The sequence below is a fragment of the Streptomyces sp. NPDC006879 genome (assembly GCF_042869595.1).
In the GTDB taxonomy this organism is placed as follows: Bacteria; Actinomycetota; Actinomycetes; order Streptomycetales; family Streptomycetaceae; genus Streptomyces.
In genome coordinates this window covers 36,608-49,751 of record NZ_JBIAGC010000044.1, presented here as the reverse complement: position 1 = coordinate 49,751, position 13,144 = coordinate 36,608, and the positions used below count along the sequence as shown (strand labels likewise).

Genomic DNA, 13,144 nt, shown 5'->3' with positions numbered 1-13,144 from the left:
CCCAGGTCATGCCATCGACAGGGGGACACAGCCATGCCGGGCCCAGAGGCCAGCGGCCCCATTGCGGAACCGCAGAAAACATAACGGGGGGCGAGCTGCTGGTCGCGAAGAGCACAGCCCCCCTGCGCGCGCTGCTCGGACCCCCGTCCCGGGCAGCGCGCGCAGGGGCAGTGGCAGTCTGCTCCAGGGCCCGCCGCCAGGCCCAACCGCTTTAGCCCTGGCTTAATGCCGAGCTGGACGCGGGCGAGGCCGACCGCGCAGACTGCGGTTGCGGGACTCGTGGTCCAAGGGGTCCGCGGCCCGCCGGTGGTGTCGAAGTGGCGGGACGGGAAGGGGTGTCCATTGCTGCGCATTCACTTCAGTTCGCAAGACCTCGCTCGGGTCCGGGTCAGACCGACCGTCGGTGCGGCAGAGGAGACGGTCGGTGCCCTGTTGCTCCTGCGCAGCCACCCGGGCGCACTGCCCTTCCGCAGGTGGCGGACCGAGGTCGCGGGGAGGCTCGGTCCAACTCACCTGCCTCTGACCTCCCTTCTGACTTCCCGTCAGCCACACCTGGACCTACGTGCCCTGACGGGATACGCGTCCAGCATCGAGGAAGTGGCGGACAACCTCCTGCACGCGCCCCGTTCGCTCTTGCGAGCCGAGATCGAACACCTGCCGCTGCGCCGCGACCAGGTCCCCTGGGCGCAGGAGCTCATTGATGGGGACGCGCGGAGTCTGCGGCTGCTCGCCGCCGCGGTCGTGGCGGCCCACGCCGCCACTGTCGCTCCCTACTGGGACGGCATCCGGGCCCACGTGGAAGCCGTCCGGGCCGCCTACTCCCGCACCCTCACCGAGAGCGGTGTCGAGGGTTTCCTCGCGACACTGTCCGTTCCCCTGATCCGATGGCGTCCTCCAGTGCTTGAAGTGCAGCAGGCCGCGGAGAAGGAGGTCCACCTGGGGGGTCGGGGCCTGGTCGTCGCCCCCGGCGTCTTCCTGTGGCGCCAGGCCGTCCTGTGCTGGGACACCCAGGACCTCGACGCGGCGCCCCTGCTGGAGATCCCCACCCTCAACGACGTCGCTGCCGGCTCCGCGCTGTGGGCGCCGCGCCCCGCCACCGAGGGGTCGCTGGGCGCCCTCCTCGGCCGGACCAGGGCCGCTGCGCTGAGAGTGGCTGCTGATGGCTGTACGACCACCGAGCTGGCCCGACGCCTGGGTGTGACGCCCGCAGCCGCCAGCCAGCACGCGACCGTCCTGCGCAACGCCCGGTTGATCACCACCTCCAGACGCGGCAGCGGGGTGTTGCACACGATCACGGCGCTCGGGGTCGAACTGCTCGGTAGGGAGCTTGCGGGGCGTCCATCTGCACTGTGACGCTCGCCACGCGGGCCTCTGACTCTCCCCGTGCGCCCGGGGTGCGCCGGGTGCACGAGGGCAGCGTGAGTCAGGTCTCTAGCCTGGAACCGGAATGCGCTGGCAGTGTGGTCGGGCGGTGGGGGATGCAATCGTCCGACGAGCGAAGAGCGAGAGCGTCATGGTGGTGAGCACCTCTACCCAGCCCCGTCTGCGGGCCCGCCCGGGCACTGGCGGCCCCCGGGACGAAACCAAGTGGTTGGAGCACGCGCTGGGCTGGGTGCTCGTCGTCGTGGTGGCCATGTTCGTCACCGAGGCCGGACTCTTCTAGCGCCCCAAGGCGCTGGGCTCACCGAAGGCGGGGTGAAGGCCGTGTACCAGTGCCGGAGTGTGGCCGTCAGAAATGGCCGGTACTGCTCTGCCATACTGCGGGCACCTTGTGGCAGTTCGAACCTAGGGCAAGATTTGAACAATAGTCAACTTCACTGCAAGACCGGTCGATCGCAGCTCCGCCGCGCGGAACTCATAGCCATCGGGCGCCGGTTGTTCGCCGATACGTCCTACGACGTGCTGTCGATGGACGACATCGCCCGTCAGGCCGGCATCGCCAAGGGCCTGATCTACTACTACTTCGCCAGCAAGCGCGGCTACTACCTGGCGGTCATCGAGGACTCGGTGGCCGAACTGGTGGCCCGGGCCGGCAGCGAACCGGAACTTCCACGAGCCGCCCGGGTGCGCCGTACCGTCGACGGCTACCTGCAGTACGCCGAGCACCACCGTGCCGCCTACCGCACCATCGCCACCGGCGGAGTGGGCTCGGATGCCGAGGTGCTCGGCATCCGCGACGCGGTACGCACGGAACTGGTCGCCACTATCGCGGAAGGTGCCTACGGGCACCGCGAGCCGCCCCCTTTGGCCCGGCTCGCCCTGATCGGCTGGCTGTCGGCCGTGGAAGGGGCCACCTTGGAGTGGATCGACTCCTGCGAGGACGAGGTGCGGCCGTCGCGAGCGGAGTTCGGGGCCTTGCTTGTGCGACTGTTGCGGGCCACGATGAGCACCATCGAAGAATTCGTGCCCGCCTGTCCGGCGCCCCCGCCCGAGGTCGAGGCCGAGCCGGCTCCGCGCGCCGCCCCGTCGCCCTGAGGGCGCCCCCGCGGTCCCCGTCGGACATCTGACAGCCGCCGTGACACCCCGCCGCTTTCGTCGGAACATCCGAATGTAACCCAGTGCAAATGGCACCCGTCCGACGCGGGGACACCGTTACCGGCCTGCGGGCCGTTAGCGCGGGGCGGGGCGGGGCGGAGGCCGGGCCGGACGTCGTTGTGTGGGTGCCGCGGATCCGGAGGGCCTCGGTCCCGCCCTGCGCTGTGCAGACGCAACCGTTCCATGATCGGGTGCTTCTCCCACAGGCCGCCCCGCCTGCCGGTCGGCGTACAAAAGGAGGTAGTCGGGCGCCAGGTCGGGCAATCTGGAAGCAGCCGCACCGGTGGCGGCGGGGGCCAGGGCCCGACCCCGTGACGAGAGCCCGCAGATCAGGCATACTCAACCCGCCGCAGCCGCTGATCAGCCTCTTCCGAGACCCGGGGAGGTGAACACGGCTGTGAATACTCAAGATCCGGCGGCGCTGCCACACCCCGCGTGCGCTCCGCCGCAGCGCCCGATCAGGGAGGAGAGCGCCGCCATGAACGACCTCGCTCCGCAGCCGGTGGACCGACAGCTGCCCACCGAGGAGTCCCGTGACCTTCTCGCGCTCGTTCGCGAGATCATCCAACGGGAGATTCGCCCCCGGACCGCCGAAGAGGAAGAAGCCGGCCGGTTCCCTCGCGAGGTGTTCACGCTCCTTTCCGAGTCCGGGTTGCTCGGTCTGCCCTACGACTCCGCCTTCGGCGGAGGTGACCAGCCGTACGAGGTCTACCTCCAGGTCCTTGAGGAGTTGGCTGCGGCCCGACTGACGGTCGGCCTCGGAGTCAGCGTCCACTCGCTGTCCTGTCACGCGCTCGCCGGATACGGCACCAAGCAGCAGCAGTCCGACCACCTCCCGGCCATGCTCGGCGGCGGACTGCTCGGCGCGTACGCCCTTTCCGAGCCGGCTTCGGGCTCCGACGCGGCCTCGCTGCGCACCAAGGCCGTGCGCGACGGAGACGACTGGATACTCACCGGTACCAAGGCCTGGATCACCCACGGTGGCGTCGCGGACTTCTACACCGTGCTCGCCCGGACCGGAGCCGAGGGACCGCGTGGAATCACCGCCTTCCTGGTGCCCGGGGACGCGGCGGGCTTCAGTGCCGCCGCCCCCGAGAAGAAGATGGGCATGAAGGGCTCGCCGACCGCCCAGCTCCACCTGGACGGGGTCCGCGTCCCCGACGCCCGTCGCCTCGGCGAGGAGGGGCAGGGCTTCACCATCGCGCTCTCCGCGCTGGACAGCGGACGGCTGGGCATCGCGGCCTGTGCGGTGGGTGTGGCCCAGGCGGCTCTGGACGAAGCCACCGCCTACGCCGCGGGCCGGCAGCAGTTCGGCCGACCGGTCGCCGATTTCCAGGGCCTGCGCTTCATGCTCGCCGACATGGCAACCAAGATCGAGGCGGGACGCTCGCTGTACCTGACCGCCGCGCGACTGCGCGACCAGGGCAAGCCGTTCTCCCGGCAAGCGGCCATGGCGAAGCTGTTTTGCACCGACGCGGCCATGGCGGTCACCACCGACGCGGTTCAGGTGTTGGGAGGTTACGGCTACACCGCGGACTTCCCCGCCGAGAGGTTGATGCGGGAGGCGAAGGTCCTGCAGATCGTGGAGGGCACCAACCAGATCCAGCGCATGGTCATCGCCCGCCACCTACTGGGGCCCGAGTCCCGCTGACCCGATCGCGATCAACCCGCCGCCGGTGTGGCCACCCGTGACGAAGGGCGAGCGACGCCCTGGCCCCAGGCCGACCCGGCCGGTACCGGCTCGCGGATGAGCCGGGGGCCGACCTCCACGGTGGCGAGGGCCGCGCGAGCAGGGTGGGCGCGGAGCTGTCGATGCCGCACCGGCCACGGGGACCTGCCGTGATCCCGCCCCGCCTGTGGTGTGGAACGTAGGAGGGGCGGGGGGGGGGGGGGGGGGGGGGGGGGGGGGGGGGGGGGGGGGGGGGGGGGGCGCCGGGGCGCCCCCCCCCCCCCCCCCCCCCCCCCCCCCCCCCCCCCCGCGCCAGATGAGTGCCTCACGAGGCATCGAGGGTGCTTTTGCGTGCCTCGCGTTTCCCCCGGTCGAGCCTGACCCGCGAGGCCGGCGCACGACCGGGGCCCGGCGCCCCGGCATGTGTGGCCGGTACGGGCGCGGGCCCCGCGGTCCGGTTGCCGCGCGCCGGCTTTCAGGCCCGGCGGCTCGAGCTTTCGGTGCACAGGGCCCAGATGACGAAGACGCCGACGGCGATGGCGACGATCGCCCAGAACGGCTGGTAGGGCAGCCACAGGAAGTGGGCCAGGACGTACAGGCTCGCAACGATGATGCCGACCACCCGGCCCCATTCAGCGCCCTGCAAGATGCCCCAGCCGACGATGATCACGATGATGCCGAGGATCAGGTGGATCCAGCCCCACGCGGTGAGGTCGAACTTGAACGTGTAGTCACCGACGCGGGCGTAAACTTCGTCGCTCGCGATCCCGGCGATGCCTTCGAAAACTCCGAAGAAACCGCCAATGATCATCAAGGCGCCGGCGAACAGCGAGCCTCCGGCTGCCCAGGAGCCGCTGGAGCCGGGGGTGGGCGCGGCGCCACCCGGGGCGCCGCTCGGAGTGCTGGTCATCGGGACTCCTTCGTGGATTCCCCGGTCTTCGGGCCGGGGAGGATTCGAAGCTCTCGTGGAAGACGTCAGGCAGAGGCGAATCGCCGCCGGGGCGATTCGGCGCTTGCCACCACGGGCCGCACCCTGCGCTCACACGGGAATCGACAGCGCCGGTGAAGCAGGAACCCCAACGGGCGACCACTGGATCCCCGTCTCTACGCGGGGGAGGAGAACAACGCACCACCTCTTTCGCGCACACGGGCACGGTAGGTACTGACGACCCTGCGCCTCCACGGCAGGAGAGGCGATTCGTCCGCGTCCAAATGGGTGAATTGCGGGAGGTGTGGGAAACCGCTCTGCCCGGCGGGCCGGCGACCTTCCGGCGCGGCAGAGAGGCGACTGATCCGGCCGCGGCCCGGTTGCGGCACCGACGTCGGACCCGACCGACCGGTGGTCGGTGCAGTTGCGGCGGGCTCCTTCAGTGGGTGGGCCACACCCGGGTGGACACCAGTCGTGACCACTCGGGGTCCCGGTGCCCGGGCAGGGCGCGGCCCTCGGCGGCCCAGCGCCTCAACAGCTCACGGTAGATGGGGGGATCGGCCGGGGGTTGGGGAACCGGTTCCTCGTAACCGGGCGGCACGGGGCGCCGCCGGCGCCCCGTGGTGGGCGCACTGAGCAGGGTCGTCATACCGGGGCAACGGCGCTCCGGACGGCCGGGTCACCGGCGAGGTGATTAGTGCATCGGTGCGACCGGTGACACGAGTCTGGCCTCGCGAACCATATCTGACGTACCGTCATATTGGCTTGCCCGTCCGGCTCAGGAGGATCGCCATGCCCACGGATCGGCCCGTCGCACTCGATGAGTACCCCATCCACCAGGCGCCCCTGTCCATGAAGCACGTGGTGACGGGGGACCGCAACGCCTATGACCGCTGCATCTTCCAGGTGTTCGACCACGAGGGGCGGGCCGTGCTGATCACTGGCCTGGGTGTCTATCCGAACAGTGGGGTGATCGACGCCTACGCCACCTTGCGCTTGGGCGGAGAACTCCACGCCGTGCGTGCTTCGGATGCGCTTCCTGAAGACCGGATGACGCTCAGGGTGGGACCGCTGAGTATCACAGTTGACACTCCACTCAAGCAGGTCACCTTGCAATGTGACCCAGATTCCACTGACCCCACAGCCCTCTCGTTCGACCTGCGCTGGACCGCTTGTTTCCCCGCTGTTTGGGAACCCCACCACGTCCAACGGCGTGGCGACCGACTGACGCTGGAGGGCCGCCGCTTCGTCCAGGCCGGCCAACCGGCCGGCTGGATACGGGCCGGCGGCGAGGAACTCCGTGTGGACCCAACTCGGTGGACCGGTACCCGGGACCGCAGTTGGGGCGTACGCCCCCTCCCGGGAGAGGACGGGGGGCGCGCCGCCGAGGAACATCGCCCGGAAGGGTTCCACTGGCTGTGGATTCCGGTCCGCTTCGACGACCGCTTCTTGATGGTCATCGTCCAAGAGGACGCGGACGGGCACCGGACCCTCAACGAGGCGCTCCAGGTGCATCCCGAAGGAAGCGGAGTCCACGACACCCAACTCGGCTGGCCCCGCGCCGAGATCCACTACCGACCAGGCACCCGTCACCCGGAGACCGCCGTCCTCCACCTCACCGATCCGGTGCACGGACCGCGCGAACTCGGCGTCGAAGTCCTCGCTTCCTCGCCGCTCGCCGTCGGCGCCGGCTATCCCCCGGCCGTCGACTGGCAGCACGGCAGTTGGCAGGGGCGCGGTTGGGTGGACCGACGCGTCTACGACCTCGGCGAACCGAGCGCGCACCCGATGGCCGCCTTCGGGGTCACGGACCATTCGGCCCGCTTCACCTTCGACGGCCGGATCGGGCACGGCATCTTCGAGCACGGCAGCTTCGGACGTCACGACCCGAGCGGTTTCGCCGACTACGACTCCCTCGCTCCCTGACACCCGCGCCGCCTCGCTGCCCGATTCCGTCTCCTACCCCACGGAGCCGCCCCCATGACCGCCCCCGTCCCCCGTCCCCGCACCTCCACCCGGGACCCCCGGGAGCTCGCCCGCCGAATCAACCACTGGCTCGCCATCCGACTGCCCGGCGCGGGTGTCCACGCCGTCACCGTGCCCGACTCCAACGGCATGTCCAGTGAGACCCTGCTGTTCGACATTGAGCACCCCTCGTCGCCGGTCCGTGGGTGCGCCCTGCGGCTGGCCGCCGATCCGGCCGCGTACACCGTCTTCCCGACGTACGACATGCCCCGCCAATACCGGGTGATGGCGCTGGTCGCCGAGCACACCGAGGTTCCCGTGCCGCGCGTGTACTGGCTGGAAGAAGACCCCGGACCCCTCGGTGCGCCCTTCTTCGTGATGGAACGGGTGGCCGGCCGCGTGCCGCCGGACGTCATGCCCTACACCTACGAGGGCAACTGGCTCCACGACGCCAGCGACGCGGAACGCGACCGGCTCGAAGCGGCCAGTATTGCCGTCCTCGCCCGCCTGCACGATCAGTTCCCGGCGGCGCGGGCCCGCTTCTTGTTGCCCCCGGGGCCGGGCAGCCCGCTGCGCAAACACGTGGACGGGCAGCGGGCTTACTACACCTGGGTGGTCGAGGGGCGTCCCCGCTCCACGCTGATCGAGCGTGCCTTCGCGCGTCTGGAGGAGATGTGGCCCCAGGAGGAGGGGTCGTCCGTCCTCAGCTGGGGGGACGCCAGGATCGGCAACGTCGTCTATGAGGGTTTCGAGCCGGCCGCCGTCCTGGACTGGGAGATGGCGGCCCTCGCCCCGCGCGAGGTCGACCTGGGTTGGACGGTCTACCTGCACCGCTTCTTCCAGGACCTCACCACCGGCTTCGGTCAGCCCGGGCTGCCGGGCTTCCTGCGGCGGGACGCGGTCGAGTCCCGATATGCGCAGCTGACCGGCCACACGCCGGCGGACATGGACTTCTACACGCTCTACGCGGCGCTGCGGCACGCCATCGTGATGCTGCGGGTGGCCTACCGCCAAGTGCACTTCGGGGAGGCCCAGATACCGGCGGACCCGGACCAACTGATCCTGCACCACGCCAGCCTGGCCGCCATGGTGCAGGGAAGCTACTGGCCCCGCGGGCAGTGACCGCGAAGGTCGCGGCGTGGCCGTCAGGCGGCCTGGAGGACCTCGCCGCGTCGCATCCGGGGCACTGCCGTCAGCCGCACGGGACGCGATCCGGGGCCGCCGACGTGCGAGAAGGGCTGCGTGCGCCAGTCGAGGCCCTGGGGCAGCGCCAGCACGATCGCCTCGCTCTCCTCGCCGTCGAGGGTGACCTCGACGGCGGGCAGCGTGCCCGCCACCGTACGGCCGGTGCCGGGGCACAGCGTGATGCCGAAGGGGTTCCAGGCGTTGAGGCAGACGGCGTGCTGCGGCAGTCGTTCCTCTTCGGGGCACAGGGCGATGGACTGCGCACAGTCCGGGCAGGTCACCCGGAAGGCGTCGGAGGGCTCCTGAAGGGCGTCCCGGGAGTCAGGATCCTCGTCCTCGAAGTCGGCGACGAGTTCGACGTACTCCGCGCCGGTGCGGCCGGCGCGCTTGTTGTTCGGCATCGTGGTACTCCCCCTTGGCTGGGCCGAGCAGGCAGGTTCGCCTCGGCCAACCCAAGCAATGCCCGTAACCGGTCACGAGTAACCACCGGAAGCTCCCACACACCCCTGGGGGTTTGTGTCCTTCGTCACATGCCTGGTGTGCATGCCGCTTACGATGTCACTTCGACTGTCCTGGAGGGCTCTTGGGGCAATAGGTTGCGGCTATGAGCGCAATGGAGGAGCTGGACCGGCAGATCGTTGATCTGCTCGTCAGAGACGGTCGCATGAGCTACACGGACCTCGGCAAGGCCACCGGCCTGTCCACCTCGGCCGTCCACCAGCGGGTGCGCCGGCTGGAACAGCGCGGAGTGATCCGAGGGTACGCCGCCGTGGTCGATGCAGAAGCCGTGGGCCTGCCCCTGACGGCCTTCATCTCGGTGAAGCCCTTCGACCCCAGCGCGCCCGACGACATCGCCGAACGGCTGGCCGGGGTCCCTGAGATCGAGGCCTGCCATAGCGTGGCCGGCGACGAGAACTACATCCTCAAGGTCCGGGTGGCCACCCCGCTGGAACTGGAGGACCTCTTGAGTCGACTGCGGGCGCTCGCCGGCGTCTCCACCCGCACCACCGTCGTGCTCTCCACCCCCTACGAGGCGCGACCGCCCCGCGTCTGACGGGTCCGGCCGGGTCCGTCCTTCCGCGACTCCCGGCCGGCCACCCCGGGGCACGGGGCGTGGCGCCCAGGCGGGAGACTTGTCCCCATGACCGAGAGCGCCTCCCCCCGAACTCCCCTCGCCAGTGGACAGCCCGCCCACCCGTCCGAACGCACGGTCCTCCTCCGCGGCGGGGAGGTGCACAGTCCCGCCGATCCCTTCGCCACCGCGATGGTCGTCGAACGCGGCCAGATCGCCTGGGTGGGCTCCGAAGGGGCAGCCGATGCCTTCGCGAGCGGCGTGGACGAGGTCCTCGACCTGGAAGGGGCGCTGGTCACTCCGGCGTTCACGGACGCCCATGTGCACACCACGGCCGCCGGACTCGCGATCACCGGCCTGGACCTGTCCGAGGTGCGGTCCCTGTCACAGGCTCTGGAGCGGGTTCGCACCCATGCCCGCAGTCGTCCCGCGGACCGGGTGTTGCTCGGCCACGGTTGGGACGCGGCCCGCTGGCCCGAACGGCGGGCGCCGTACCGGGCCGAACTCGACGAGGCCGCGGGCGGTCGCCCGCTCTACCTGACGCGGATCGACGTGCATTCCGCCGTCGTCACCACCGCCCTGCTCGACCTGGTACCCGGGGTGCGGGGCGAGCCGGGCTTCCACGAGGACGGACCTCTCACCGGCGGTGCACACCACGCGGTGCGGGCCGCCGCGCACGGCGCGCTCACCGCCGAGCAACGGGCCGAGGCACAGAGAGCCGCGCTTCGCCAGGCGGCCTCGCTGGGCATCGGATCCATCCACGAGTGCGCAGGCCCGGACATCTCCTCCGCCGAGGACTTCACGGCCCTCTTGGAGCTCGCCGCCCAGGAGCCCGGTCCACGGGTCTTCGGCTACTGGGCGGAGCGGGACGTCGCGCGGGCGCGCGCCCTGGGTGCGGTGGGCGCGGGTGGTGACCTCTTCGCCGACGGCTCCCTGGGGTCGCACACGGCCCGGCTGTGCGCTCCGTACGCGGACGTCGGGCACACCGGCACGGCGCACCTGGACCGCGAGGAGATCGCCGCGCATGTGGTCGCCTGTACGGAGGCGGGGCTTCAGGCCGGCTTCCACGCCATTGGGGACGGGGCCATCGAATCGGTCGTGGCGGGCATCCGGGCCGCGGCCGGGCGGGTGGGGCTGGCCCGGGTCCGCGCGGCCCGGCACCGGGTGGAGCATGCGGAGATGCTGACCGCCCAAACCATCGCGGCCTTCGCCGAACTGGGTCTGACCGCTTCGGTGCAGCCGCGTTTCGACGCCCTGTGGGGTGGCGCCGAGGGCATGTACGCCGACCGGCTGGGCGCCGAGCGGGCTCGCACCCTCAACCCCTACGCGGCGCTGTTGCGCGCCGGTGTACCGCTGGCGTTCGGCTCGGACGCTCCGGTCACTCCGCTGGATCCGTGGGGTGCGGTACGCGCTGCGGCGTTCCACCGCACCGCCGAGCACCGGATCTCGGTCCGAGCGGCCTTCACCGCCCATACCCGCGGGGGGTGGCGCGCGCTGGGCCGCGATGACGCCGGCTCGTTGGTGCCGGGCGCCCCGGCGGACTATGCCGTCTGGCGCACGGAGGAGCTGGTGGTGCAGGCTCCGGACGACCGAGTCGCCCGATGGTCCACTGACCCGCGTTCGGGAACACCGGGGTTGCCGGATCTGACCCCGGGCAGGGACCTGCCGGTATGTCTGCGGACGGTGGTTGCCGGTCACACGGTGTACGTACGCCCAGGGGAGTGAGCATCCGGGGCGGGATTGGGCCGATCGATGGGCGCCCGGTCGACCGGAGAATACCGGCCGTCTCCTCCCTGACCAGGCCGTTGTGGTGAACGGTGCAGGTGGAGCGGCTGTTGACAGCGGGCCGCTGCTGGCGGGTAACTTCGGCCGGGTGCACCGCAGGACGCCCGGCCCGGACGAACCGCACGTTCAGCGCCCGCGCCTCGGGGGCGAGGGAAGGTTTCTCCGGCGGGCCGGTGTGACTCGGGTGGGGCCCTGGCGTTCAGTAGACAACGGTTCCCGGTGTACTCGCAGCCAGCGAGTGCCGGGCCGGCCCGAAGGACGCCAGGCCCGATCCGCAGTACGGATCACCACCCGCTCAGACGGAACCCGCGCCGCCGAACTGCCCCGACACGGTGCTGGATAGGGTGGGGCGCGTGAACGGAAGGCGAGGGGACTCAGTGAGCGACGGCGGGGAGCGGCGGTACGGACCGCTGGGCACGGCACTGGTGATCATTCCGACCTACAACGAGGCGGAGAACATCCAGGCCATCGTGTCCCGGGTACGGGCGGCTGTGCCGGAGGCGCACATCCTCGTGGCCGACGACAACAGCCCGGACGGCACGGGCAAGACCGCAGACGCCATCGCCGCTGAGGACGCCCAGGTGCAGGTCCTGCACCGCAAGGGCAAGGAGGGGCTCGGCGCCGCCTATCTGGCCGGCTTCCGGTGGGGCATCGAGCACGGTTACGGCGTGCTGGTCGAGATGGACGCCGACGGCTCCCACCAGCCCGAGGAACTTCCCCGGCTGCTCACCGCGCTCAAGGGCGCGGACCTCGTCCTCGGCTCACGCTGGGTGCCGGGCGGCCGGGTGGTCAACTGGCCCAGGCACCGCGAACTCCTCTCCCGAGGGGGGTCCACCTACTCGCGTCTGATGCTCGACGTGCCGCTGCGCGACGTGACGGGCGGGTACCGGGCCTTCCGCAAGGAGACCCTGGAGGGTCTCGGCCTCGACCAGGTCGCCTCGGCCGGCTATTGCTTCCAGGTGGACCTTGCGCGTCGGGCCGTCGAGGCCGGCTTCCACGTGGTCGAGGTCCCGATCACCTTCGTCGAGCGGGAATTCGGGGACAGCAAGATGAGCCGGGACATCGTGGTCGAGGCGTTGTGGCGGGTGACCGCCTGGGGAGTGGGCAAGCGCGCCGGCCAGATGCTGGGCAGGCGGGACCCGGACCGGCGCTCGTGAAGTCAAGCGGGGCCGTGGCGGGCCAGCGGCCCGTGGATGCGAGTCGGTGCTGAGGTCCCCTTTATCTCGTTCCGGCGATCGGCCGGGCACACTGGGGAGCATGATGACCGCTGTGCCCAGCTCTACGACCCCCAAGCGCTCCCGTGCCCGCACCCTCCTACCCCTTGCGGTCGCTGCCTGGCTTGTTCTCGAAGTCTGGCTGCTCGCCCAGCTCGCCTATGCCACCAGCGGTTTCGTGGTCTTCGCGGTACTGGTGGCCGGCTTCGTGTTGGGCGCCGTGGTCATTAAGCGGGCTGGTCGCCGTGCCTTCCAGAACCTGGCTGCGACCCTCCAACAGCAGCAAGCGGCAGCGGCGGCCGGGCCACCCACTGCCACGCGCGGAAACGGCCTCCTCATGCTGTCCGGGCTCCTGCTGATGACGCCCGGTCTGCTCTCCGACTGCCTTGGGCTCGCGCTGTTGATCCCCCCGGTCCGTAGCTGGTTCGGAAGGCGGGTCGCCCGTTCCCTGGAACGTCGGGTGACCGCAGCGGGCTCCAGTGGCCCGGGGGAGGCGTACCAACAGGCGCGGATGCACCGTCCCGGTGGCAAGGTGGTGCAAGGTGAGGTCATCCGCGATTCGGAGCCGTCATCCGGATCGGACTCCCAGCCCCAGACCCCGCGCCCGCCGTTGCAGCCCTGAGTTCTTGGGTCGGTTGACCCGTACCGGGTGGCGGCGAGCAGCGCAGCACGCAGAGCCGCGGGGGGGGGGGGGGGGGGGGGGGGGGGGGGGGGGGGGGGGGGGGGGGGGGGGGGGGGGGGGGGGGGGGGGCCGCCCCCCCCCCCCCCCCCCCCCCCCGCGCGGGCGGGGC

The 13,144-nt window shown here is 71.1% G+C and carries 13 protein-coding genes; 10 read left to right on the top strand and 3 right to left on the bottom strand.

Going from position 1 to position 13,144, the window contains the following annotated elements:
- The first annotated feature begins 342 nt into the window (after window positions 1–342).
- The 4 genes from ACFYMC_RS24865 (at window position 343) to ACFYMC_RS24850 (ending at window position 4,186) form a co-directional block, all read left to right on the top strand.
- On the top strand, window positions 343–1,353 hold the full coding sequence (locus tag ACFYMC_RS24865; protein ID WP_388529012.1) for an ArsR/SmtB family transcription factor: 1,011 nt from the start codon (window positions 343–345) through the stop codon (window positions 1,351–1,353).
- 166 nt (window positions 1,354–1,519) lie between these two features.
- Window positions 1,520–1,663 (top strand): SCO1431 family membrane protein, encoded by a 144-nt coding sequence (locus ACFYMC_RS24860; RefSeq protein ID WP_388529010.1) that lies wholly within the window; start codon window positions 1,520–1,522, stop codon window positions 1,661–1,663.
- Window positions 1,664–1,797: 134 nt separating this feature from the next.
- A complete protein-coding gene (locus tag ACFYMC_RS24855; RefSeq protein ID WP_388529009.1) occupies window positions 1,798–2,475 on the top strand; it encodes a TetR/AcrR family transcriptional regulator in 678 nt (225 codons plus the stop codon).
- Window positions 2,476–3,013: 538 nt separating this feature from the next.
- A complete protein-coding gene (locus ACFYMC_RS24850; protein WP_388529007.1) occupies window positions 3,014–4,186 on the top strand; it encodes an acyl-CoA dehydrogenase family protein in 1,173 nt (390 codons plus the stop codon).
- Between the two features lie 493 nt (window positions 4,187–4,679).
- Here the strand turns inward: ACFYMC_RS24850 and ACFYMC_RS24845 are convergent, their stop codons facing one another.
- Window positions 4,680–5,114: a hypothetical protein gene (locus ACFYMC_RS24845; RefSeq protein ID WP_388529005.1), complete on the bottom strand. Its 435-nt coding sequence runs from the start codon at window positions 5,112–5,114 to the stop codon at window positions 4,680–4,682.
- Between the two features lie 457 nt (window positions 5,115–5,571).
- Window positions 5,572–5,781 (bottom strand): hypothetical protein, encoded by a 210-nt coding sequence (locus tag ACFYMC_RS24840; protein WP_388529003.1) that lies wholly within the window; start codon window positions 5,779–5,781, stop codon window positions 5,572–5,574.
- 143 nt (window positions 5,782–5,924) lie between these two features.
- Here ACFYMC_RS24840 and ACFYMC_RS24835 point away from each other — a divergent pair, with 143 nt between their 5' ends.
- Both ACFYMC_RS24835 and ACFYMC_RS24830 read left to right on the top strand, forming a co-directional pair.
- On the top strand, window positions 5,925–7,058 hold the full coding sequence (locus ACFYMC_RS24835; RefSeq protein ID WP_388529001.1) for a hypothetical protein: 1,134 nt from the start codon (window positions 5,925–5,927) through the stop codon (window positions 7,056–7,058).
- Window positions 7,059–7,112: 54 nt separating this feature from the next.
- A complete protein-coding gene (locus tag ACFYMC_RS24830) occupies window positions 7,113–8,219 on the top strand; it encodes a phosphotransferase family protein (RefSeq protein ID WP_388528999.1) in 1,107 nt (368 codons plus the stop codon).
- A gap of 23 nt (window positions 8,220–8,242) precedes the next feature.
- On the opposite strand, the gene ACFYMC_RS24825 is transcribed toward ACFYMC_RS24830, so the two are convergent.
- A complete protein-coding gene (locus ACFYMC_RS24825) occupies window positions 8,243–8,683 on the bottom strand; it encodes a hypothetical protein (RefSeq protein ID WP_388528997.1) in 441 nt (146 codons plus the stop codon).
- A gap of 212 nt (window positions 8,684–8,895) precedes the next feature.
- Here ACFYMC_RS24825 and ACFYMC_RS24820 point away from each other — a divergent pair, with 212 nt between their 5' ends.
- The 4 genes from ACFYMC_RS24820 (at window position 8,896) to fxsA (ending at window position 12,975) form a co-directional block, all read left to right on the top strand.
- Window positions 8,896–9,336, top strand: coding sequence for an Lrp/AsnC family transcriptional regulator (locus ACFYMC_RS24820; RefSeq protein WP_388529022.1), 441 nt, complete (start codon window positions 8,896–8,898; stop codon window positions 9,334–9,336).
- A gap of 87 nt (window positions 9,337–9,423) precedes the next feature.
- Entirely contained in the window at window positions 9,424–11,079 is a 1,656-nt protein-coding gene (locus tag ACFYMC_RS24815; RefSeq protein WP_388528995.1) for an amidohydrolase, read from the top strand.
- Between the two features lie 437 nt (window positions 11,080–11,516).
- Window positions 11,517–12,296, top strand: a complete 780-nt coding sequence (locus tag ACFYMC_RS24810; RefSeq protein ID WP_388529020.1) for a polyprenol monophosphomannose synthase — start codon at window positions 11,517–11,519, stop codon at window positions 12,294–12,296.
- Window positions 12,297–12,396: 100 nt separating this feature from the next.
- Window positions 12,397–12,975 carry an FxsA family membrane protein gene (gene fxsA / locus ACFYMC_RS24805; RefSeq protein ID WP_388528993.1) on the top strand — a complete coding sequence of 193 codons (579 nt, stop codon included), beginning with the start codon at window positions 12,397–12,399 and terminating at the stop codon, window positions 12,973–12,975.
- The last annotated feature ends 169 nt before the right edge of the window (window positions 12,976–13,144 follow it).